The 23,526-nt window shown below is 55.7% G+C and carries 21 protein-coding genes; 16 read left to right on the forward strand and 5 right to left on the reverse strand.

Features of this window, described 5'->3' with window-relative positions; translation table 11 throughout:
- The first annotated feature begins 576 nt into the window (after positions 1-576).
- The 4 genes from gltB (at position 577) to G477_RS21270 (ending at position 7,384) form a co-directional block, all read left to right on the forward strand.
- On the forward strand, positions 577-5,169 hold the full coding sequence (gene gltB / locus G477_RS0115315) for a glutamate synthase large subunit (RefSeq protein ID WP_026698672.1): 4,593 nt from the start codon (positions 577-579) through the stop codon (positions 5,167-5,169).
- Between the two features lie 102 nt (positions 5,170-5,271).
- Complete coding sequence (locus tag G477_RS0115320; protein ID WP_026698673.1) at positions 5,272-6,759, forward strand: glutamate synthase subunit beta; 1,488 nt, start codon at positions 5,272-5,274, stop codon at positions 6,757-6,759.
- A 162-nt stretch (positions 6,760-6,921) separates the two neighbouring features.
- A complete protein-coding gene (locus G477_RS0115325) occupies positions 6,922-7,131 on the forward strand; it encodes a hypothetical protein (RefSeq protein ID WP_026698674.1) in 210 nt (69 codons plus the stop codon).
- Positions 7,067-7,384, forward strand: a complete 318-nt coding sequence (locus tag G477_RS21270) for a hypothetical protein (protein WP_156897377.1) — start codon at positions 7,067-7,069, stop codon at positions 7,382-7,384. The genes G477_RS0115325 and G477_RS21270 overlap by 65 nt, the downstream gene beginning before the upstream one ends.
- A gap of 261 nt (positions 7,385-7,645) precedes the next feature.
- On the opposite strand, the gene G477_RS0115335 is transcribed toward G477_RS21270, so the two are convergent.
- The gene (locus tag G477_RS0115335) at positions 7,646-8,347 is read right to left on the reverse strand and encodes a Crp/Fnr family transcriptional regulator (protein ID WP_026698675.1); all 702 of its coding nucleotides are present in this window, start codon (positions 8,345-8,347) and stop codon (positions 7,646-7,648) included.
- Positions 8,348-8,436: 89 nt separating this feature from the next.
- Here G477_RS0115335 and G477_RS0115340 point away from each other — a divergent pair, with 89 nt between their 5' ends.
- Entirely contained in the window at positions 8,437-8,670 is a 234-nt protein-coding gene (locus tag G477_RS0115340; RefSeq protein ID WP_026698676.1) for a thioredoxin domain-containing protein, read from the forward strand.
- Between the two features lie 6 nt (positions 8,671-8,676).
- On the opposite strand, the gene G477_RS0115345 is transcribed toward G477_RS0115340, so the two are convergent.
- The gene (locus tag G477_RS0115345; protein ID WP_026698677.1) at positions 8,677-9,204 is read right to left on the reverse strand and encodes an acyl-CoA thioesterase; all 528 of its coding nucleotides are present in this window, start codon (positions 9,202-9,204) and stop codon (positions 8,677-8,679) included.
- A 100-nt stretch (positions 9,205-9,304) separates the two neighbouring features.
- Between G477_RS0115345 and G477_RS21025 the strand changes: the two genes are divergently transcribed.
- From G477_RS21025 to G477_RS19860, 7 genes are read left to right on the forward strand one after another with little or no spacing between them, the layout of a single operon-like run.
- Positions 9,305-9,622: a CHY zinc finger protein gene (locus G477_RS21025; RefSeq protein ID WP_084406292.1), complete on the forward strand. Its 318-nt coding sequence runs from the start codon at positions 9,305-9,307 to the stop codon at positions 9,620-9,622.
- Complete coding sequence (locus G477_RS0115350) at positions 9,623-10,825, forward strand: ABC transporter substrate-binding protein (RefSeq protein ID WP_026698678.1); 1,203 nt, start codon at positions 9,623-9,625, stop codon at positions 10,823-10,825.
- Positions 10,809-11,651, forward strand: coding sequence for an ABC transporter permease (locus tag G477_RS0115355; protein WP_035212187.1), 843 nt, complete (start codon positions 10,809-10,811; stop codon positions 11,649-11,651). Before G477_RS0115350 ends, G477_RS0115355 begins: the two co-directional genes overlap by 17 nt.
- The gene (locus tag G477_RS0115360; RefSeq protein WP_026698680.1) at positions 11,644-12,426 is read left to right on the forward strand and encodes an ABC transporter permease; all 783 of its coding nucleotides are present in this window, start codon (positions 11,644-11,646) and stop codon (positions 12,424-12,426) included. Before G477_RS0115355 ends, G477_RS0115360 begins: the two co-directional genes overlap by 8 nt.
- Positions 12,427-12,440: 14 nt before the next feature.
- Positions 12,441-13,373: an ABC transporter ATP-binding protein gene (locus G477_RS0115365; RefSeq protein ID WP_035212189.1), complete on the forward strand. Its 933-nt coding sequence runs from the start codon at positions 12,441-12,443 to the stop codon at positions 13,371-13,373.
- Positions 13,366-13,947 carry a CDP-alcohol phosphatidyltransferase family protein gene (locus G477_RS0115370; RefSeq protein ID WP_026698682.1) on the forward strand — a complete coding sequence of 194 codons (582 nt, stop codon included), beginning with the start codon at positions 13,366-13,368 and terminating at the stop codon, positions 13,945-13,947. Before G477_RS0115365 ends, G477_RS0115370 begins: the two co-directional genes overlap by 8 nt.
- Positions 13,948-13,962: 15 nt before the next feature.
- Positions 13,963-14,568, forward strand: coding sequence for an FMN-dependent NADH-azoreductase (locus G477_RS19860; protein WP_051288106.1), 606 nt, complete (start codon positions 13,963-13,965; stop codon positions 14,566-14,568).
- A gap of 708 nt (positions 14,569-15,276) precedes the next feature.
- On the opposite strand, the gene G477_RS0115380 is transcribed toward G477_RS19860, so the two are convergent.
- Positions 15,277-16,032 carry a helix-turn-helix transcriptional regulator gene (locus G477_RS0115380; RefSeq protein ID WP_026698683.1) on the reverse strand — a complete coding sequence of 252 codons (756 nt, stop codon included), beginning with the start codon at positions 16,030-16,032 and terminating at the stop codon, positions 15,277-15,279.
- 142 nt (positions 16,033-16,174) lie between these two features.
- On the opposite strand from G477_RS0115380, the gene G477_RS0115385 reads away from it, so the two are divergent.
- Positions 16,175-18,106, forward strand: a complete 1,932-nt coding sequence (locus tag G477_RS0115385; RefSeq protein WP_026698684.1) for a right-handed parallel beta-helix repeat-containing protein — start codon at positions 16,175-16,177, stop codon at positions 18,104-18,106.
- Between the two features lie 347 nt (positions 18,107-18,453).
- On the opposite strand, the gene G477_RS0115395 is transcribed toward G477_RS0115385, so the two are convergent.
- Together G477_RS0115395 and nagE are read right to left on the reverse strand one after the other, a co-directional pair.
- Positions 18,454-19,356 (reverse strand): DUF7916 family protein, encoded by a 903-nt coding sequence (locus tag G477_RS0115395; protein ID WP_026698686.1) that lies wholly within the window; start codon positions 19,354-19,356, stop codon positions 18,454-18,456.
- Entirely contained in the window at positions 19,353-20,759 is a 1,407-nt protein-coding gene (gene nagE / locus G477_RS0115400) for an N-acetylglucosamine-specific PTS transporter subunit IIBC (RefSeq protein WP_026698687.1), read from the reverse strand. The genes G477_RS0115395 and nagE overlap by 4 nt, the downstream gene beginning before the upstream one ends.
- Positions 20,760-20,899: 140 nt before the next feature.
- On the opposite strand from nagE, the gene nagA reads away from it, so the two are divergent.
- Genes nagA through G477_RS0115415 form a run of 3 tightly spaced genes read left to right on the forward strand, consistent with a single transcriptional unit; the run spans position 20,900 to position 23,518 of the window.
- Complete coding sequence (nagA, locus tag G477_RS0115405; protein WP_026698688.1) at positions 20,900-22,054, forward strand: N-acetylglucosamine-6-phosphate deacetylase; 1,155 nt, start codon at positions 20,900-20,902, stop codon at positions 22,052-22,054.
- A 2-nt stretch (positions 22,055-22,056) separates the two neighbouring features.
- Positions 22,057-22,806, forward strand: a complete 750-nt coding sequence (gene nagB, locus G477_RS0115410; protein ID WP_026698689.1) for a glucosamine-6-phosphate deaminase — start codon at positions 22,057-22,059, stop codon at positions 22,804-22,806.
- A complete protein-coding gene (locus G477_RS0115415) occupies positions 22,799-23,518 on the forward strand; it encodes a GntR family transcriptional regulator (RefSeq protein ID WP_026698690.1) in 720 nt (239 codons plus the stop codon). Before nagB ends, G477_RS0115415 begins: the two co-directional genes overlap by 8 nt.
- Positions 23,519-23,526 lie beyond the last annotated feature (8 nt).

A 23,526-nucleotide genomic window follows, 5' to 3' on the forward strand; every position in this document is an offset into this window, starting at 1 on the left:
ACCAGAAAGCTCCGCGCTTCTGGTCTGACGTTCGTTCTCAAGGACGATCGGCTGCTTCAGTGAGGCGATGCCCGTGCATGCATAAACACTTCGTTGTAAACGCATACATAAAAACGTACAACAAAGTGTATGGAAAATGTTTAGTAAGGAAATTATTTGTAATAATACTTTTATATGCCATGCGTGTTCAAAAAGTATTCAAATTTTCACTGGTTTTAAATATGAAGAAACACGGCTGAAATGGCTTTAACGGCTGCCCTGCGTAGAAAATCTACGGAGGGCGAATGATCGAAAAATGCTGATGCAGCAAGGCTTTGCAAACGTTTGTTGTCTGAAAATAGCGACAAAGTGTTAAATAATGCCTTTGTAAATTCGAAAAAAGATGGTATTATTCAATGATATGAAGGAAAAATTACTCGAATTCTGAATTTTTCTTTGTGGGGGCTTGTGCAGCATTTCTAACGAAGACTGCAAACAAGTCTGCATAAAAATGTGTGTAAATGATTATATATTCGCTGGTGCAGCTAATATTTTCTCATTTGCGCATATTTTGAATTTTCAAGGAGGGACGTTATCATGATGAAACACGGATATCCTGAGGCGCAGGGCCTCTATGACCCAAGAGAAGAGCATGAAGCCTGCGGAATAGGGATGATTGCGAATATCAACGGAACGAAATCCCATGATATCGTTCAAAATGCGGTGACAATCCTATGTAACCTCGAGCATCGGGGTGGACAGTCCGCCGACGTCAGTTCCGGTGATGGAGCCGGCATTTTGACCCAGATTCCGCACCGTTTTTTTGAAAAGCAGTTTCATAAAGAAGATATTGCGCTGCCGGAAGAAGGCCGCTACGGGATCGGAATGATTTTCTTTCCGCAGGAGCAGAAAGAAAGAAAAGAATCCCGTCAAATCTTTGAGAAGATTATAGAAGAAGAAGGCCAGCGTATTCTCGGGTGGCGTACGGTTCCTGTAAACGATTCCTTCGTCGGGGACGAAGCGAAAAAGACAGAGCCGTTCATCCGCCAAGTCGTTATCGGCCCGTCCGATCAAATGGCTGATCAGGATGAATTCGAGCGCCGTCTCTACATTATCCGTAAGCGTACCGAGATTGAAATTGCCAAAACGATGCAGAATCAGGATTTCTACATCTGCAGTCTCTCCACGCGTACGATCATTTATAAAGGCATGCTCATTCCGGAACAGCTCGATTCGTTCTTTATCGACCTGAATCACCCGGACTTCAAAACAGCGGTCGCATTCGTGCATTCCAGATTCAGTACGAATACCTTCCCAAGCTGGAAGCGGGCGCACCCGAACCGCTACACTATCCATAACGGGGAATTCAACACGATCCGCGGGAACGTAAACTGGATGAAAGCGCGCGAAAAGCTCTGTCAGTCCGAGCATTTCGAAGCAGAAGACCTGGATAAACTCCTGCCGGTTATTGATAAAAACGGCAGTGACTCCTCCATGTTCGACAACGCGTTTGAATTCCTGCACCTCTCCGGTCGATCCCTCGCACATACAGCGATGATGATGATTCCTGAACCATGGGCCAACGACGATTCCATTGCACCTGAAAAACGGGATTTCTATGAATATCACAGCACGCTGATCGAGCCGTGGGACGGACCAGCAGCGGTCGGTTTCACAGACGGTCGTCATGTCGGAGCGACACTGGACCGGAACGGCCTGCGTCCGGCGCGCTATTACGTGACAAACAGCGGCATGATTGTACTTGGTTCCGAAGTTGGTGCCCTGGATATTTTTGCTGATGACATTGCCTACAAGGAACGTCTGCACCCGGGTAAAATGCTGCTTGTTGACCTGGAGGAAGGGAAAATCATCCCGGATGAAGAGATCAAGACAGCGATTGCCAAAGAGCATCCGTACCGGGAGTGGATCGATGAGAACATGATCGACCTCGATGAAGTGCCGAAAGTGAAAGGGAACAAGCTTCCGGATGACCGCGAAGAGCTCGTAGAAAAGCAGATGGCGTTCGGTTATACAAACGAAGAAATGAACAAGATCCTGAAGCCGCTCGTGGCGGATAAAAAGGATCCGGTCGGCTCCATGGGCTACGATTCGCCGCTCGCGGTGCTCTCCAAAAAACCGCAGCTGCTCTACAACTACTTTAAGCAGCTGTTCGCTCAGGTGACGAACCCGGCGATCGATGCAATCCGGGAGGAAATCGTCACCCAGATCAGCACGACGATAGGAGCGGAAGGCAGCCTTGTGAATCCGAAGCCGGACAGCTGTAAGCATATTCGTCTGAACAAGCCGGTGCTCAGCAACGAACAGCTGGAAACCCTGCGTCAGTCGGAGATGGATGGCTTCACCGCTGAAACGCTCTCGATCCTTTTCCCTGCAGCGGATGGGAAAGAAGCCCTTGAGCCGGCGCTGGAGCATCTGTTTGCAGAAGCAGACCGCGTCGTCGAGGAAGGCAGACAGCTGATCATCCTTTCGGATAGGGGTGTAGACAAAGATCACGCAGCGATGCCGGCCCTGCTGGCGGTATCCGCACTTCACCACCACCTGATCCGTCAAGGGACAAGAACGAAAGTGAGCCTCCTTGTGGAAACAGGTGAAGCCCGTGAAGTGCATCATTTCGCTGTCCTGCTCGGGTACGGTGCAGAAGCGATCAATCCGTATCTCGCTTTCGCTTCTCTGGGAGAACTGCGGGACCGCGGCGAAATCGATAAAGCCTACACGATGCATGACCTTGTCTATCAATACATTGATTCTGTCACAGACGGCATCGTCAAGGTGATGTCGAAGATGGGGATCTCGACGATTCAAAGTTACCGTGGAGCGCAGATCTTTGAAGCTGTCGGCATTGCGACGGACGTCATTGACCGTCACTTTACCCGTACCTCCTCCAAACTCGACGGCATCGGCCTGGAGACGATGGCAGAAGAAGTGCTTCTTCGTCATGGGCCTGCTTATGAAGAAGACCGAGGCAAGCCGAAGCGTCTGGAGGCAGGCGATGAGTTTCAGTACCGTCAGAACGGGGAGGACCATCAGTATAATCCGCAGACCATTCATCTGCTGCAGCACTCGACACGAACCAACGACTACGAGTCGTTCAAAGAATATTCCCGTCTGCTCACAGACGAGAAGAGCAACCTGCAGTCGCTGCGCGGCTTGATTAAGTTCAAGAAGAACGACCCGGTGCCGATCGAAGAAGTCGAGTCGGTGGAATCGATCTGTAAACGATTCAAGACGGGGGCGATGTCGCTTGGTGCGATCAGCCAGGAAGCACACGAGGCGCTGGCTATTGCCATGAACCGCATTGGCGGCAGCAGCAACAGCGGCGAGGGCGGCGAGTATCCGGAGCGCTTCACACCGGACGAGAACGGCGATTCGCGCCGAAGCTCGATCAAACAGGTGGCATCCGGCCGTTTCGGCGTGAAGAGCCATTACCTCGTCAATTCTGATGAAATTCAGATTAAGGTGGCTCAGGGAGCGAAGCCGGGCGAAGGTGGACACCTTCCAGGCAAGAAAGTCTACCCTTGGATTGCCGAAGTGCGCGGATCGACGCCAGGTGTCGAGCTCATTTCACCTCCGCCGCACCATGATATTTATTCGATCGAGGATCTGGCAGAGCTGATCCATAACTTGAAAAACGCCAATCCGCGTGCCCGTATTTCCGTCAAGCTGGTCTCTTCCGGCGGCGTCGGTACGATCGCAGCGGGTGTGGCCAAAGGCCGTGCGGACCTTGTTCTCATCAGCGGCTATGACGGCGGTACCGGTGCTGCACCGCGTACAAGCTTGAAGCATGCGGGACTTCCGTGGGAAATCGGCCTGGCGGAAACCCATCAGACGCTGCTCCTCAACGGGCTCCGTGACCGCATCGTCGTCGAAACCGACGGCAAAATGATGACCGGACGGGACGTGGTTGTCGCGACCCTGCTCGGCGCAGAAGAATACGGTTTCTCTACAGCACCGCTGGCGGTGCTCGGCTGTATTATGATGCGCGTCTGCCACCTGGATACGTGTCCAGTCGGTGTCGCTACACAGAACCCGGAACTCCGGAAGAAGTTTATGGGTACAGCCGATGCGGTTGAGAACTTCATGCGCTTTGTGGCGCAGGAAACCCGTGAACTGATGGCCGATCTCGGCTTCCGTACCGTCAACGAAATGGTAGGACGTACGGACATGCTGGAAGTGAACGAAGAGCTCGACCACTGGAAAGGGAAGCATCTGAATCTTGGTCAGCTGCTGTATCAACCGGAGCTTAAGCCGGGACAGACAGCATACGCGAGCCGGAAACAGGATCATGCGCTCGAGAAATCACTGGATCACCAGGAACTTCTTCCGTTCTGTGAAGATGCGTTGGAAAACGGGACACCAGTGAAAGGGACGTCGTCGATCCGCAACATCCACCGGGTGGTCGGCACGATTCTCGGAAGCGAAGTCAGCCGCCGGTACGGACTGGACGGTCTGCCGGAAGATACCATCCGTCTGACGTTCAAAGGATCTGCGGGACAGAGCTTCGGTGCCTTTGTACCGAACGGCATTACACTGAAACTCATCGGGGATGCGAACGACTTTATCGGGAAAGGACTCTCCGGCGGAAAGATCATCGCCCGTCCGTCCCGCAAGTCTCCGTTTAAATGGGAAGACAATATCATCATCGGAAACGTGGCTTTCTATGGAGCATCCGGCGGCGAAGCGTATATCAGCGGCCATGCCGGAGAACGATTCTGCGTGCGTAACAGCGGCGTCAATGTCGTCGTAGAAGGAATCGGAGACCACGGTTGTGAATACATGACCGGTGGACGCGTCGTCATCCTTGGCGGCACTGGACGCAACTTCGCAGCAGGTATGTCCGGCGGAATCGCCTACGTACTCGATGAAAAGAACGAATTCGAAGATAAGTGCAACCAGGAGCTTGTTCATCTTCAGTCGCTCGGGGATCAAAAAGAAATCGAGCAGGTAAAGCGGATGATTGAAAAGCACGTTGAGAACACGCTCAGCCGTAAAGGCCAGCGCATCCTCGACAACTGGAGCAAATACGTCGGCCAGTTCGTGAAAGTGATTCCGGGCAGCTTCATGGAAATGCAGGAGCGCATCGAGCATCACCTCAACCGCGGACTCAGCCAGTATGATGCGGAAATGGCAGCCTTTGAAGACAGCAAAAAGCCGAAGATTGCAGCGAAGTAATCGTGCAGCCATAAGCAGGTTCGGAGCGGAAAGACCGCCTTTTTGCCCGACGCCTGCGGGCTGCCGTTCTGCCTGAGCAGAACAGAACAAGGAGGGAAAACGATGGGAAAAGCGACAGGATTTATGGAATACAGCCGCCAGACAATACCCGAGCGTGACCCTTCGGAACGGACGAAGGACTGGGATGAATATACCCTGCCGATGTCAGATGAAGAAGCCCAGCGCCAGGGTGCCCGCTGTATGGACTGCGGCGTGCCAACCTGCCACACAGGAATGGAAATCGGCGGTGTGACAACCGGGTGCCCGGTCTATCATATGATTCCGGAATGGAATGACATGGTTTACCGCGGCCAGTGGCATGAAGCGCTGCAAAAAGAGCACGAAATGAATAACTTCCCGGAATTCACCGGTTTTGCCTGTCCGGCTCCGTGTGAGGGCGCCTGCGTGCTCGGCATCAACGAGCCGCCGGTTGCTATCCGTTCGGTAGAGAAATCCATCATTGAGAAAGGCTTCGCAGAAGGCTGGGTCAAGCCGGAACCACCGAAGCAGCGCACCGGCAAACGGGTCGCTGTCGTCGGATCGGGTCCTGCGGGTCTCGCGGCTGCCGATCAGCTGAATAAAGCCGGCCACCAGGTCACCGTCTTTGAACGGGCGGACCGCCTCGGCGGGCTGCTGACCTACGGCATTCCGGAGATGAAGCTTCCTTACCATATCGTCACGCGACGTACGGATATTCTCGAGCAGGAAGGCATTGAGTTCATTACGAACACGGAAGTTGGGAAGGATATTTCTTCTGATCAGCTGCAGGCGGATTTCGATGCGACGATCCTCTGCGGAGGCGCTACCGTCCACCGCGATGTGCCGGCAGAAAACACGGACCTGGAAGGAATCCATTATGCAATGGACTTCCTCCATGCCAACACAAAGAGCCTGCTGGACTCGAATCTCGAAGACGGCAGCTACATTTCTGCAGAAGACAAAAACGTCCTCGTCATCGGCGGTGGGGATACCGGTACGGACTGCCTGGCAACCTCCGTCCGGCATAACTGCAAGAGCCTGGTCCAGTTTGACATTTACGATAAAAAAGGCGACACGCGTGACATGATGACAAACCCGTGGCCGCAGTTCCCGACCATCCATCGTATTGAATACGGGCAGAAGGAAGCGGGCGCGGTCTTCGGTGACGATCCTCGTGCCTATGCCGTCATGACGAAAAAATTCGTCGGAGACGAGAACAATCACGTGAAGGAAGTCCACACCGTCAACGTGTCACTTCGATACGACGAAAAGGGTAATAAAATCCGGGAAGAGATTCCAGGATCCGAAAAAGTATGGCCGGTCGATCTCGTACTGGTTGCGATCGGTTTTAAAGGTCCCGACCAGGGGCTGCTGGAGCAGCTGAACGTGGAGACGAAAACGAACTCGACGGTACGGGCAGCCTACGACGATTACCAGACGAACGTGGAAGGTGTCTTTGCAGCTGGTGACATGCGCCGCGGACAAAGCCTGATCGTCTGGGCGATCAACGAAGGGCGCGGTGCAGCGCGTGAATGTGACCGCTTCTTGATGGGCCACACGCAGCTGCCGTAAGGAAAAACAGCACGACAAGAATATCGCCGGGGGCACCTCACAGCAGTGGAGGTGCCCTTTCGCTATGTTGGAAGCAGCTCTGTTTTTGGAGTTTAAGCGGGATGTATGAAGGAAATAGAAGAATAGGCAAAAGACGGATGATCGATAGAGGAGGCATGAATCATGGCAGCAGACGAACCTAACCAATCTGGACCTGTTTTTATTAAGTACGCGTTTATTACCATTATTGTGATTATTATTCTATTCTTCCTCATGAATTTCCTTCCGTTCGGCGGTGGAGGCGACGAGGACGACGGCGGCAATAACGATGCTGACATCGAAATCGATGTGGATGGCGACGACCTCGATCCTTCCAACAACGAAGAAGAATAAAAACGGCCGGCAGGGCCTGCGGGTGCTGTTGGTACTGAAAAAAAGCCTTGCTCTTCCACTGGGGAGAACAAGGCTTTTTGTGCATCATGATAAGAATGTATCAGTTTTCATAGAGGCAGATGGTGGCTTTGACGGCTGCGCTGGAGAAACGAAGGCCCTTTGCTTCCGAAGAAAAGCCTGCGGCACGCGCCGTTCTAAACAAAAGATGCACCGCGCTTCTGTTCTACCAGCTCCAAAGCTGGTTGTTGGGTGAACGAGAAGAGACGCCTGCGGGTAAAGCAAGAGCGGAAGATCCACCGTCGAGGTTCGTCCCACGATCAGCTGAAGCCTTTCACGCGGCAAGCGATTGTCTAGTGGATTCATGCACCCGCTTGATCCGGGAGACCTTCAACAAAAAAGGCGGAGGCGTCTTTCACTTTTGTTTTCGTTCCAGCCTCAGCTTTGTTCATCGGCATGCCATGCTGTGGGAATCTCGAAAGAAAGGCGGAAGATGCCTCAAGAAAAAACTCCTGCCTCAGCAGGAGTCGAGCTGTTCTTTGATTTGATCTGCGTCGATCAGCAGTGCTTTTTCGCGGCCGAACAAGTTCCGCTCTTTTTTCACGAGGCCTTCTTTGGTCAGACGGCTCATCGCCGCGCTGGTCGTTTCTCTCGTGGAGCCGATCATGTTGGCGAGGTCCTGATGGGTCAGCTTGAAGTCGATGGTCTGCCATTCATTCACCCGGCGGCCGTTCTTGCAGCTCAGGTGGTAGAGCAGATAAAGCAGGCGGTGCCGGACATCCTGCAGCGCCAGCGTCTCCCCGAGCTTGTACACATCCGAGAGCCGGGCGGACAGCACGTCGATCAGCTTCATCGCAATCGATGGGTTCTGCTCGATGAGTTTTTCAAACTGCTCCCGGCTGATGATACATACATACGTATCCGTCATCGTTTCTGCTGTTACGGTATCATCGGTGAGCACGACCGAGCTCGTCTCCCCGAAAATGTTTCCGTCCGTCAGAATATCGACGGTGAACTCCCGGCCCTGGCTGTTCAGCCGGTAGAGGCGTACCTGCCCCTGCTTCAGGAGAAACAGCGCCGGGATCGGCTTTTCGGGGGAGAAGATGGTCTGTCCTCTCGGAAACGGCTGCATGTCACTCATGGCGTCGATCAACTCCAGCTCCTGCATAGGGAGCTCCTCAAAGATATTGATCTGCGAGAGGAGTGTTAATTTGTCCATCCGATTCTCTCCTTTGTAAGAAAGATTACTGCTGAACGAAGCTCACAGCCGGTAAGATAAAATCAGGTCATATCAAAAGGAGCAGCGATATGTATGAATTGTACGTGATGCCGGGGTGTATGCACTGCCGGTATGCGGAAACTCTGCTTCAACAGCATCGGGCAGCTTTTGTCATTAAAAATGTCTATGCCTCTTCAGCCTATTGGGAGGAATGGAAGCATCTTGCGGAAGATGGGATGCTTCCCCTGCTCGTTCGCGGAGACCGGAAGTGGTCCAGAGAGGAGATCGAGCCCTGGATAGAGGAAACCGACGCGGGATTATAGTAAACTTCAGGATGGGCTGTTCTCATCCCACGGTTTCAGATCGGATAAAATCTCGGCTAGATCTTTGCTGTGACGGCGGCGTTCTTTCCGGGCGGCGACGCGCCCCGGTGCCGTATCAAATAAGTATTTCTCTTCCGGGGTCTCCGGCTGCACTTGTGGGACAGGAGCAGGCTTTCCGTCATCTCCGAGCGCAACAAACGTCAAAAAGCTGGTTGCAGCCAGACGGCGGTCGCCGGTCAGCAGATCTTCTGCAATCACTTTGACGAAGACTTCCATCGAGCTCTTGCCGGTGGAAGTGACGTGTGATTCGAGGCAGACCGAGTCTGTCTGTCGGATGGCATGCAGGAAATCGACGGAGTCCGTCGAGGCTGTTACGCACTCGGTGCGGCAGTGACGGGCGGCGGAAATTGACGCCACATCATCAATGTCGCGCATCAGCTTTCCGCCGAACAGCGTGTTATGATTATTGGTATCCTGAGGGAAGACTCTTCCCGTTTTGATCACTTTGGAATCGCGGCATGTTTTCGTCTGCATAAAAACGCTCCTTCATCTGCATCATCATGGAGTTCCGTCGGACGGAGCCGACCGGTCCATAGCCGTATTATATCATTTTCAGAAGAAAGAGGGGGAAACGATGGACATCCCGGGAGCGGTCGATCAACAAACGCGCTGCCGCCATTACCACGGGCCGACCGATGTGATCGCCTTAAAGTGCGGTTGCTGCAGCGTGTATTATCCGTGTGTTTCGTGCCATCTGGAGAGGACCGGCAGGCCTTTTCAGCGGCGCCGTCTCTCCGATCCCTCCCCGGCCGTGCTGTGCGGGGTGTGCGGAGAGGAAATGAGCGCTGCTGCCTATTTGAACGCCGGAAACGCCTGTCCATCCTGCCGTGCCGGTTTTAACCCCGGCTGTGCAGCCCACTACCACCTGTATTTTGAAATGGAGGAATCTTAAATGAAACGATACGTACCCCTGCCTCTGCTCCTGGCTGCTGCCGCCTGTGCGGATGGCGAAGGCGGAGCCGAAGACGCAGACACCCTCTCGGAAGCACCTTGGGAGGAAATCGAAGAAGCCGCTTCCGGAGCGGAGATCAGCATGTACATGTGGGGCGGGGACGAAGGCATTAACGCCTACATGGATGAGGTGGTCGCCCCGCACCTGGAAGAAGAATATGACATCACGTTCAGCCGGCAGCCGATGGATGCACCGGAGTTTCTGTCCCGTCTGATGACCGAGCGGGAAGCAGACAGCATGGACGGATCCGGAGATATCCTCTGGATCAACGGGGAAAACTTCCGGACGGCGAAAGAAAACGAGCTCCTCTACGGCTCATTTGCGGATATGCTGCCGAACATGGACTACATCAACGAGGAAGCACCGTATGTTGAAAACGACATGGGGACAGCAGTGGAAGGCATGCAGGTGCCATGGGGGAACGTCCAGTATGCCTTCCAGTTCCAAGGGGCGGAGGACCCGCCGGAGACGATGGAAGAGCTGCTCGACTGGGCAGAAGAAAATCCCGGCAGTATGACGTACCCGGATGTTTCCAACGACACAGGAAACGGCTTCGTGAGGCATATTCTCCACCATGTGGCGGAGAGCCCGGAGGACCTCGCAGAATACGATGAAGCCTGGCTTGAAGAGAACGGAGATGACGTGTGGGAGACGCTGCGGGAGCTGGCGCCTCACTTGTGGCGGGAAGGAGAGACGTACCCGGATTCTCTCTCCCAGCAGGATCAGCTGTTTGCAGACGGGGAAGTGTCTATGACGCTCGGCTTTAACGAGCACCGTGCCGAGAGCCTGATTGAACAGGGGACTTTTCCGGAGGACACCGAGACAATCGGCCTTACCTCCGGCTCGATCAGCAGCGTCCATTATTTGAGCATGCCCTTTAATACGACAGAACCGGAGGCAGCGCTGGTAGCGATCAACTACATGCTCTCACCGGAAGCACAGATTGCGAAGCTGGAGCCTTCCCGCTGGGGGGAAGGTCATATTCTTGACCTGGATGCAGTGAGCAGCGGAGAGCGTGACGAGATCGAGGCGATGGTAGGGGAAGAAGTCGTGCCGCAGGAGGACGCCCTGCCGGAGCTGGATGCCCGCTATGTCGACTGGATTCAGGATAACTGGGAGCAGGAAGTTGTCCAGCAGCGTTAAGTCGTGGCTGCTGCTCCTGCCGCTGCTCGTGTTCATGATTCTCTTTGTCGGGCAGGGCATGTTCCGTGCCTTTCAGGAGAGTCTCGATGTCGGCGGCAGCAGCGGCATCTTCGCCAATTACGAGGCGCTTGCCGCGGATGGCACATTCCATGCCGCGCTCGGCGTCAGTGTGTATGTCGCTTTCGTCTCGACGATGCTGTCCCTGCTGCTCGGCCTGCTCGTGACGAGAACGCTCACTTCCTGGATGAAGAGCGATACATGGAAGCTCGGCGCCTGGTTTCCGATGCTCATCCCCCATTTCGTGGGAGCCTACCTCATCCTGCTGTTTTTCGCGCCGACCGGATGGTTTGCGTCTGCAGCAGCTTCTGCCGGTCTTGGCTTTCCCGTGATGGTCCAGGATACGGCCTATATCGGCGTCATCCTGACGTACGTCTGGAAGGAAATCCCGTTCGTTGTGCTGATGCTGCTGCCGGTGTACCAGGAGATGGACGGCCGCATGCAGGAAGTCAGCAGAAGCCTCGGGGCAGGCAGGTGGACCGGCTTCCGCTTCACCGAATGGCCGTGGGTGCGGCCGGTACTGCTGGAAACCGGGCTGATTTTGTTCGTGTTCGTCATCGGAGCCTTTGAAGTACCGGCTCTGCTCGGTGTCACGTACCCATCCATGGTGCCGGTGCTCGCGTTTGACTGGTTCTATCAGTCCGGATGGAGCACCCGGCCGCTCGCCCAGGCGATGATGGTGCTGCTCATGCTCGGGTCGATCCTGCTTGCGCTGCTGCTGCTCACCACCGCCTACCGCTGGCGGGAAAGGGGGCGGTCGCATGCGTAGCATCCTCGGCTGGAGCATGCTCCTGCTCGTGTTCGTGGTGCCGGTCCTGTTCCTTTTTCTCCGCAGCATCACCTTCGGCTGGCGCTATCCGGACCTCTTTCCTTCCGACTGGAGCATGCGGGCCTGGCATGTCATCGCGGGAGATCCCCAGATCCTGCAGGCACTGCTGACAACGATGCTCGTCGGCATCACCGTCGTTGCCTTGAACCTGCTGCTCGGCATCCCGGCAGCCTATGCGCTCAGCCACGGCCGGCTGAAAGGCGTCGTCTGGCTGGAGACGATTCTGTTTCTGCCGATTCTGGTGCCCGTCCTCGCGATCGCCATGGGGCTGCACATCACGATGATCCGTTTAGGCCTGGCGGATCACATCAGCGGGGTCATCCTGATTCATCTGCTGCCGACGCTGCCGTACACCATCCGGGTGCTCCGCTCCGGATTCGACCGGATTGCCCCCGGCTGGCGCCGGCTCGGGGACACCCTCGGAGCGCCGCGGATAACGCTGTTTGTCACCGGCCTGCTCCCGATGATGCGCCCGAGCCTCCGCAGCGCGGCTGTGCTCGCCTTCGTCATTTCCTTGAGTCAGTACGTCCTCACCGCGATCATCGGCGGCGGTCAGGTCACCACGCTCCCGCTTTTATACTACCCGTTCTTTGACAGTGCCGATCAGGCTGTCATCGCCGGATTTTCCGTCGTCTTTGCAGCACTGCCGGCCGTCTTTCTCCTGCTGTGGGAAAGCCTCATGGCCGGCTTCACCTACCTGCTCAGGCGCACATAGAAAGGAGACCGCCCATGCTTACCATTCATCAGGCAGAAAAACAATTTGATCAGCTCCCCGTGTTCCGCGGCGTCTCCTTCACGGTGAAGGCGGGGGAGACAGCGAGTCTTGTCGGTCCTTCGGGGTGCGGGAAGACGACCCTGCTCCGGACGATCGCCGGACTGGAACGGCTGAGCAGCGGGACGATGCAGCTGCACGGCAGGGACATGACGTCCGTACCGCCGGAGAAGAGGCCCGTCGTCCTGCTCTTTCAGGATGCGCTTCTCTTCCCCCATTTGACGGTGCTGGAGAACGTCCTCTACGGACTGAAGTACGGCAAACGCCGGCTCAGCCGGAAAAAAAGAAACGAAGAAGCTGAGACGATGCTGGCTAAAGTAGAGATGACCGGCTGGAAAGACCATTATCCAGCCCAGCTCTCCGGCGGCCAGCAGCAGCGGGTTTCGCTTGCGAGAGCGCTGCTGCTGCAGCCGGAACTGCTGCTTCTCGACGAACCATTTTCGAGCCTCGATGCCCACCTGCGCCAGCAGCTGCGCCTCTGGGTCCGCCGGTTTTTGAAGCAGGAGGGCGTGACCGCTCTCTTCGTCACGCACGACAGAGAAGAAGCGGTCATGATGGGGGACCACCTTCTCGTCATGAAAGACGGCCTCCTGCAGCAGGAAGGCGCGCCGGAGGACGTCTATACAGCTCCTGTCAACGAAGCCGTCGCAGACGTCATCAGCGATGGGCTCTACTGCGAAGAGGGCTTTATCGGGGCAGATCGTCTGCAGGTAGATCCGGAAGGAGAGCTGGAGGCTGTCGTGGAGCACGCGCTGTATGCGTATGGATGGCGCTTTTACCGGCTGACGGTGCACACCCTTTCCCAGACCGTGGTTGTGCATACAGAGGAGGAGCTGACCGAGGGGACTTCTGTAAAGCTGTCGGTAAAGGAGGTGCCGGAGCATGATTGATACGAAGGCGCGCCGCTACGTGCAGCCGGTAATCGAAACGACAGCTGGAGGTGCCTTGCGGCTCGGGCTGACGCCGAATCAAGTGACGGTGGCTGGTTTTCTCGTCGGTATCGGAGCGGCGGTCAGCGTCTATGCAGGTGTCTACTGGCTTGGACTGGTGCTGCTCTGGGTGTCTGGCTTTGTGGACGCGGTCGATGGTACGATGGCAAGGCAGACGAAGAGCTCCAAGTTTGGAACGGTGCTGGATATCAGCTTTGACCGGCTGGTCGAGTTCGGCATCATTTTTGCGCTCGCACTCCGGTTTCCGGATGTGATGTGGGCGCTGCTGCTGCTGACGGGGACGATCCTGTACACGTTCTCGATATTTATCAGTGTCGGGGCGGTGGCGGATGAGGAGGCGGAAAAATCGTTCTACTATCAGCCGGCGCTTGCCGAACGGACGGAAGGGTTCATTCTTTTGTCGCTCATGATTCTGTTCACGGATTATCTGCTGTACATGGCGCTGTTGTTTATTGCCGTTCAGCTCATCACAGCGGTGCAGCGCCTCTATCTGGCGCGCCGGATGCTCGATTAGAAGAGGAGGATGTTGATGCGAATACTGCTGGCTTCAGCCAACCCGAAAGAAGAGCAGCGCTCCTGTGGGTTGCGGCTCGCTCAGTTCTTTCAGGAAGAAGTGGCACGGGAACTGCCGGAAACGGTACTGACAATAAGGGACTTGTATGAAGAACCGAGCCCTTTCTTGGGGGGCGACGTTCTGGATGCTTGGGAGCGGGAGACGGATAAGCCGGTGACGACCGAGGAAGTGGAGCAGCTGCTGGAGCAGGACGTGCTCGTGCTGGTCACTCCCCTCTGGAACATGGGAATCCCTGCGGCAGCCAAAGCGTATATAGATCGGCTCATTCTGCCGGAGAAGACGTTTACATTCGGCGATAAGGGGATTGAAGGCTTGATGCAGAAGCTGACCGTCGTCCATCTCCAGTCGCGCGGCGGCATCTATTCGGAAGGAAAGCTGGCTGCTTTTGAACACGGAGAGAGCTACATGCGGACGATCTGGTCGCTGACAGGCGTTCAGGACTATCACCACATCGTCGTGGAAGGGACAAGCACGTATCCCGATGAAGTCGACACGCGACTGGCGGCGGCTGAAAAAGAGATCCGCGCACTCGTCGCCTCGTGGAAAGCAGAGAATGGATAACGAAGGACAGCCCGAAGCAGCCGGAAGACGGCCCTGCTCCGGGCTTTTTTGTTATCAGTTTTTTCCTTCGAGAGGGCGCTGTGTCCGACCACGGGAAGGCGGACGTGTTCCGTGCGGTTGAACTTCTGCGGTCCTCCTGCAGGGCCGGACATCGCGGCTCAAAATCCGGGCGAAGCGTCGGCATTGAGGCGCAAAGCGTCCCAAAGCCGTCGCGAGGTGGCTCAAAAACAGCGGCGTGGCTCAAAAATGTCGGGAGGCGACCCGCATGCATCGTCAGGCCGCCCGCTCGGCAGGCCGAGGCGACTCAAACGTTGGCCGAAGCGACCCGCTTTTGAACCAAGCACGGAAAAAAGCTCGATGAGTTGGTTTCCGCCGGCTGGCGTGGCAGCCGGGGGCTGGAAGTAGTGAGGTGGATGAAGGGCTGGTGTTCCGTGTGGTTCAAAACCCGGGCGAAGCGTCGGCATTGAGGCGCAAAGCGTCCCAAAGCCGTCGCAAGGTGGCTCAAAACCAGCGACGTGGCTCAAAAATGTCGGGAGGCGACCCGCATGCGGCGTCAGGCCGCCCGCTCGGCTGGCCGAGGCGACTCAAACGTTGGCCGAAGCGACCCGCTTTTGAACCAAGCACGGAAAAAAGCTCGATGAGTTGGTTTCCGCCGGCTGGCGTTCCCCTCTTGGTGGGAAGGGTCCCCCGGTCTTCCCTCGATCTCGATCAAGGCAGATCCCGGTACTTCCCGGGAGGGACATGCATCATGCGGTGGAAATTGCGGTGAAACGAGCGGAGGTTCTGATAGCCGCAGGCAGCGGCAATATCCCCCACCGGCTGCTCCGTGTTTTTCAGCTGGTAGCAGGCCTGCGAGATGCGGTAATGATTCAAGTACTGCGTGAACGTCATGTTTGTCATCTGCAGAAACAGTTTGGAGAGGTAGGCATAGTCATACTGCAGCTCCTCCGCAGCCGCCTGCAGCGTGCACGTTTCATGGAAGTGGGCATCGACAAACAGCAGCATGCGGTGGATGGTTCTCGTTTTCGGAGAATATTTCACCTCGGTGAAGCCGGTCTCCTGGACCAGCGTGCTGCACAAGTCATACAGAAACGCTTTCTGCGCATAGACAGCGTCCTGCTCGTCAGGTCCAGGCAGCCGCCGGAAGGACACTTTGTTCTGTTCCGGGACAACGCCTTTGTAATTCATGTAAAAATGTCCGATCAATTCTGGAGAAAACAACACGATGGTCACAGCAGCCTCCGGAGACGTGGTGATCGCGTGCAGCTGATGGGGAAAGACAAACACTGCTTCTCCCGGCGATACCTCGTATTCTTTCTGATCCACGAGGACGTCCGCCGTTCCTTCCCGGACGAAGATGATCTCGTACGCCCGGTGCAGGTGCAGCGGAAAATGGGTGTAGCGGAGCGGAAATACTTGAAAATACTCGCTCTCCTCCATTCCGTGATGTTCGAAAAAAATCATGACGCAGCCCTCCTTTGAAAAAACACGAATATTGTCTCCTATTGTACTAGAATTTCAGTCGTCCTGCCTGCGCTCTCTATTCTAAAATAAGGAAGAAGCACATCGTGACACGAGAAGGAATGGACAGAAGGAGGAATGGGCAATGGGAATGGAATATCACGTAGCCAAACATGGCTCCGACGCTGGACTGGGGACGAAACAGGATCCGTTTTTGACGATCAACCGGGCCGCAGCCGCCGCAGAAGCAGGAGACACCGTCACGGTTCATGAAGGGGTGTACCGGGAATGGGTGAAGCCGAAGTATCCCGGGCGGAGTCACTGGAGAAGGATTACTTACCAGGCGGCAGAAGGGGAAAAGGTCGTCATCAAAGGGTCGGAAGAAGTCAGCGGCTGGGAGAACGTCGAGGGGACCGTATGGAAAGTGGTCGTGCCAAACGCCCTGTTTCCAGAAGAGAATCCGTTTGACGAAGCGCTGTTTGGAGACTGGCTGCTGTACAATCCAGGACGCCACCTCGGCGAAGTGTACATGAACGGCCGGTCTTTTTATGAAGCTGAAACGTATCAGCAGGTCGCAGCGCCTGTTGTCGAAACGGAAGTGCTGGACCGCTGGACGGAGACCACCGTTCCAGCGCATGATCCCGAGCAGCAGCAGTATACCTGGTATGCAGAAGTGGAGGAACAGCATACAACGATCTATGCAAATTTTCATGAAGCTGATCCGAATGCCGAAGTCACGGAAATCCATGTGCGGAAGTGCTGTTTTTTTCCGGAGACAACGGGCATCGATTACATCACGGTCCGGGGTTTTGAGATGGCGCAGGCTGCAACCCCATGGACGCCGCCGACTGCCGACCAGCCAGGGCTGATCGGACCGCATTGGAGTAAAGGGTGGATCATTGAAGACAATGTGATTCATGACTCCAAATGCAGCGGCATCAGCCTCGGGAAAGAAATCTCTACGGGAGATAACCATGCGACGAAGCGGAAAGATAAGCCCGGCTATCACTATCAGCTGGAGACGGTCTTTGCCGCAGAGAAAATCGGATGGAGCAGGGAGCATGTTGGGTCTCACGTCGTCCGCGGCAACACGATTTATGACTGTGGACAGAATGGCATCGTCGGGCATCTTGGCTGCATTTTCAGCGAGATAGCCGATAACCACATTTACAATATTGCTGTAAAGCGGGAGTTTTATGGACACGAAATTGCCGGCATTAAGCTGCATGCGCCGATTGATACCCAGGTCCTTCATAACCGGATTCATGACTGTTCGCTTGGGATCTGGCTGGACTGGCAGCTGCAGGGTACGCGGGTCAGCCGCAACATCAGTTACCGGAATAACCGTGATCTTTTCGTCGAAGTCAGCAGCGGGCCGTGTCTCGTGGATCATAATATCTTCACGGCGGATTACGCGATCGACAACCGGGCTCAGGGCGGTGCCTACGTGAATAACCTGATCCGCGGGGCGATGAAACACCGGAAGCTGCTCGACCGCGCGACACCGTATCACGAGCCGCACAGCACCGATGTGAAAGGCGTCGCGGTCGTTTACGGCGGCGATGACCGCTGGATCAACAATCTTTTCATCGGAGACGGCAGGATGGAAGACGTCGGAACAGCCCACTACAACGGCTATACAGCTTCGCTGGAAGAATATATCGACGCCGTGCAGGAGATTCGGGAGAGGACGGGCAGCGACCATGAAGCGTTTACCATGGTCGATGAGCCGGTCTGCATCCACAGCAATGCCTACCTGCACGGAGCTGTCCCGTTTGAGCGGGAAGAAAAGCACGTGCAGGTGGAGCAGGATCCGTCTTTCCGCATTGTCGAAGAGGGAGAAGCAGTTTTCATGGACATGGATCTTCCGGAAGAAGCGGCCAATCTGTCAGTCCATGTCCAATCCACTCATACGCTGCCGCGTGTCCGCATGGTGGACGTCGAATTTGAGCAGCCGGATGGCAGTGCCTTGTTCCTGGACGAAGACCTAGTCGGAAAGAAGAAAGAAGGGGAAGCCGTCGCAGGACCGCTGGCCCAGCTGAAGGCAGGAAAGAACCGCATCAAAATCTGGGGATAGCACGGGCTGACCTTCCGTAAGCAGCAACAAATACCAACAGAGAGAAAGTGCTACTCCTGCCGCGCCGAAGTCCTTGGCACGTTCGCCTTCAGAACATGGCCGGTTCGGCGGGGTTTCCATTCTTCATTTGGAGCGGGTTGTTCATCGTCACGTTAAAAAAACAGACCGGCAGCAGGATACGTATGATCCTGCTGCCGGTCTGTTTTTCGTTCGTAAGAAAGAGGGAGTATACGATGTGATCGGAAGACACCCGCTGTTCCGACCACAAAGAGCTCCGCGTTCTCGTTCTTATACTAAACGAGGCTTCAGAAAAGCGAGCGGCCTGCTTCCCGGTTCCACGAGGAGAATCAGCGCCGGATGGAGCGTCCCATCCGCAGCATCGTATGGCGTCTGCCGCGGATGGTCGTGGAATAATGCAGGATGTTCTCCGGCTCCGCGATGCCCATCAGCCCGGCATCGCCGATGTGGTGGATGTCAGCACCGGCCATTTTGTTCCAGAGGCCGATCTGCCTGATGGCTGCGGGATCGGCGCCTTCCTGGCTCGTGCCGATGGTCATCATGACGAGTGCCTCCTGTTCCGCAGCTGCTGCCGCCCAGGCAGCGGCTTTTTCGACGGTGACCCCCGGAACCGTCCCGGGCGCAGGCAGGAGAATCACGTCGGCCCCGGCTGCGGCAGTTGCTGCGATTTGTTCCGGGGATACCACGTCTCCCTGCACACCAGCGCCGTGCATTTTACCAGCGATGAGAAGGGCCTCCTCGCCGAGCAGCCGCCGCGCCTTTTTTACGGCATCGGTGATCTGCCGGTTCGTCACTCCTGTCTGCGGGTTGCCGGTCAGGCAGAGAAAGTCGATTCCCTGCGAAGCGGCCTCCCGCAGCGTTCGTTCTGAAACGGTGCGCCCCTCCGGAAGCGTCTGGAGCGTTTCGGCAGCTGCAGCGTCCGGGTCCACCGGCTCCAGATTGATGCCGGTAGGTCGTCCCGTCCATTCCCGAAACCGCTGCATGGGCGGATGGTCGCCGGCGTGCAGTCCGTGAATATCCGGCTGCAGCACGTCGTAGCCGTTCAGGAGCAGGAGGTCGGCCCCGAAGGCAGCCGCGAGCTCCCCGTTTGTCATTTCCGGATAGACGGGAGGTGTCGAAGCAAGGACCTCCGCGAGGATCGTGCGCCCTTCAGACGCACGAACGGCCTGCTTCAATTCCTGGCCTGTCATCGCGAGTAATTCGGAGGAAGTACTGCTTAATAATCGCTTCATTGCTTCTTCTCCTTCATGGCATCTGCTACGAACTCCACATCGGTACCGACAACGACCTGTACGTTTTCTCTGCCCATCTTCATCACGCCCTGAGCGCCATGCTTCTTCAGCGCTTTCTCATCAACCTCTTCGCTGTTCTTTACCTGCAGGCGGAGACGGGTGGCGCAGTTGTCGATGGAGGTGATGTTGTCTGCTCCGCCAAGCGCCGTCATGAAGGCATCTGCCATGATGCTGTACTTATCTTCAGACGCTTTCTCTGACGCTTCTTCGGAAGAAGGCTCGGCAGCCGTTTGACCTTCGCTGTCAATCACGATGCCATCATCTTCACGTCCTGGTGTTTTGAGATCCAGTTTAATAATCAAGAAGTAAAAGATGACGAAGTAGAGTGCGCCGAAGGCAAGTCCCTGCAGGAGGAGCAGCGCAGGGTTCTGCGCGATCCCGAAGTTCAGCAGGTAGTCGAACATACCGGCAGAGAAGCCGAAGCCGTGCCGGATATCGAGCCAGACGGCAATCATCATCGACAGTCCTGTTAAGAGCGCATGGACGACATAGAGCAGTGGCGAAAGGAACATGAACGAAAACTCAATCGGCTCCGTCACCCCTGTGATAAAGCTGGTGATAGCAATACTGATCATACCGCCGGAAATGGCTTTGCGGTATTCTTTTTTCGCAGCAAAAATCATCGCGATTGCTGCTGCCGGCAGACCGAACATCATGATCGGGAAAAAGCCGGCAAGGAAGTAACCTGCGTTTGGATCGCCCGCAAAGAATCTAGCTATTTCACCGGAAGCACCTTCGTATTCACCAAAGACAAACCAGATGAGGGAGTTGATGATGTGGTGCAGGCCGACGGGAATGAGAAGCCGGTTCATTACACCATACACGCCGGCGCCGGCAGCACCTGCTCCGAGCATCCACTCGCCGAAGCTGTGAATTGCTTCCTGGATCGGCGGCCAGATGACGCCGAACAAGAGGGCGAAAACGACCATCGTAGCACCAGTGACGATCGGAACGAACCGCCTTCCTCCAAAGAAAGCGAGCCACTGAGGGAGCTTGATGTTGTAATACCGGTTATACAGCAGGCCCGCTGTAAGACCGGAAATGATTCCCCCGAGCACATCCATGTCAATATCACTGTTGATGGCTTCGGTGCCGTTCGTTAAGACGAGATAACCGACAGCCCCGGCTAAGGCGGAGGCCCCGTTGCCGTCCCTCGATAAACCGACGGCGACCCCGATGGCGAAAATGAGAGGCAAGTTGGCAAAAATAGCATCACCTGCAGCTGCCATGAACGGAATGTCTAAAAGATCGTCCTGACCGAGCCGGAGAAGGATGGCCGCAGCCGGGAGAACGGCTACCGGCAGCATGAGCGCCTTACCGATCCGCTGGATAAAAGCTAACATGTAGATAAACCCCTTTCGATCAAAATAATTAGGAAAGCCCTTTCTTACAAACGAATATAACACAAGGTCATATGGTTGTCTATACCACTTTTCTTTTGTATACTGAAGATATGAATAACCAATGGAGAGGGTGACGGGTCATGGAAAGAGAGTGGTATATCCGCGGTGGAACGGTTTATCATGCCGATGGGGAAAAGGAGGTGCAGCCGCTTATTCACATCAAAGGAGACCGGATAGTTTCCGTGCAGGAAGCAGCCGGCCCGCCGGAGCAGGCAGACGTCCTGCAGCTGGAGGACGACGACGTGATCCTGCCGGGTTTTATCGATATTCATATCCACGGAGCCTACGGCCATGACGTGATGGATGGAGAAGCAGCATCGCTGGAAGCAATGAGCCGGAAGCTGCTGCAGGAAGGGGTCACCTCGTTCCTCGGCACTACTATCACATCGGAAGAAGAAGCGACCGTGCAGGCACTGCGCACGCTCGGCGCATTTGAAACCGGGGAGGGGGCATCTCTTCTCGGCATTCATCTGGAAGGCCCCTTTATCAATCCGGTGCAGGCAGGTGCACAGCCGCTGGAGGCGATTCATGAGCCGGACGTGGGGTTATTTCAAAAGTGGCAGGAAGCAGCCGATGGACAGATCCGTGTCGTAACATTTGCGCCGGAACAGCCCGGCGGCCTGGAGCTGCTTGATTACCTGGCCGCTACAGGAGTAACAGCTTCCATCGGTCACTCCGATGCCGGATACGACGTGATTCAGGAGGGGGAGAAACGGGGGCTCAAGCATGCCACGCACTTATTCAACGGCATGCGCGGCCTGCACCACCGTGAGCCCGGAGTCGTTGGGTCCGTCTATTTGAGCAGTACATTAAAAGCCGAACTGATCCTCGACCACATCCACGTCGGCCCCGAAGCTGCGGCTCTCTCATGGAAGGTGCTCGGTGCGGACAGATTGATGCTGATCACCGATGCGATGCGCGGCAAAGGACTCGGTGACGGCACGTTTGATCTCGGAGGGCAGCCGGTCTACATTCACGGGAAAGAAGCGCGGCTTGAAGACGGAACGCTCGCTGGAAGCGTTCTGACGATGGATGAAGCCGTCCGTCATGCGCTGACGTTTCCTGGTATTTCATGGCATGATATCGTGAAAATGACATCAGCAAATCAGGTGGCTTCCCTCGGGCTGATGGACCAGCTCGGCGCGGTGAAAAAAGGGTATAGAGCGGATATAGCGGTGATGAAACCGGACGGCTCCGTAAAAGCCGTTATCTGCCGGGGAGGGAGAAGCGTATGACGATCAACCTGATACGAGTGCCTGACTATGAGGCCATGAGCCGGGAAGGGGCGTCTCTTTTTTACGAAGCGATCCAGAGCCGGCCGGACATCTGCCTTGGTCTCGCGACAGGAGGTACGCCGGTCGGTATGTACGAGGCGCTCATCCGAAAACTGAAGGAGGAACCGCTCGATTTGAATGGGATCTACACGTTTAACCTGGATGAATACACGGGTCTGGACGAAGAAGACCCGAACAGTTTTTTCTCGTTCATGAAGCATCATTTTTACGAGCCGCTGCAGCTGAGCCGGAACCAGAGCTTTCTCCCTGACGGAACTGCGGGGGACCTGGAAGGGGAGTGCCGCCGCTATGAGTCATTGCTCGAGGACTACGGCGTCGATCTGCAGCTGCTCGGCGTCGGAGAAAATGGGCACATCGGCTTCAATGAACCCGGTACCTCGTTCGATTCCGTCACGCATATCGTGAAGCTGAAAACGTCCACACGGGAGGCGAATGCACGATTCTTCTCCTCGATGGACGAAGTGCCGACCCATGCCATTACGATGGGCATCGGCTCTATTTTAAAAGCCGGGCGCATTGTGCTCATCGCAAGCGGAAAGGCCAAAGCAGAAGCGGTAGCGCAGCTGATGTACGGAACCGAAGACGAAGCCTGGCCGATTACCGCCCTGCGCCGGCATGCCGACGTGACCGTGATTGCCGATGCGGCTGCGGCATCTCTGTTGGAAGAAGAGAAGGAGGGTTCCCATGATTGACAAAGCGTCGCCGATACCGATTTACTACCAGCTGCAGGAACATATGCGGCAGATGATTGATACAGGAGTATGGAAGCCGGGAGAGCCTGTCCCCTCCGAGAGAGACTTGTCGGAGCAGCATGAAATCAGCCGCATGACCATACGGCAGGCGATGACGAATTTAGTGAATGAAGGACTGCTCACGAGAGTGAAAGGGCGCGGCACGTTTGTGGCTGAACCGAAAATCGAGCAGCCTCTGATGAAGCTGACCGGCTTTTCCGAGGATATGCGCCGCCGCGGGATCGAGCCGGGGTCGAATCTGCTGCAGTTCGACATCGTGGAAGCATCGGCGGATGCCTCGAAGCACCTTGAGATCGAACCGGGGACAGACATCTACCGCATCAGCAGGCTTCGTCTCGGCGACGGGGCGCCGATGGCTCATGAACTTTCTTACTTGAGAAAAGAGGGATTGAGACTGACGGAAGAAGAACTGCAGGGATCTTTGTATGAAGCCGTGGAAACGCAGCTCGGCATGAAGATGGCTGGTGCCCGGCAGACGATCGAGCCGTCGTTCGCCACGGAAGAAGAAGCTTCTTTGTTAACGATCGAAGCTGGAGCGCCCGTCCTTCTGCTGGAGCGGGTATCCAGGCTGGAGAGCGGAGCCCCGATTGAATACGTGAAATCGATCTACCGGGGGGACCGGTATAAATTTATTGCCGATCTGGAACGATGAAGGAGGAC

The organism is Alkalicoccus chagannorensis DSM 18086 (assembly GCF_000429725.1).
Taxonomy (GTDB): Bacteria; Bacillota; Bacilli; order Bacillales; family Salisediminibacteriaceae; genus Alkalicoccus; species Alkalicoccus chagannorensis.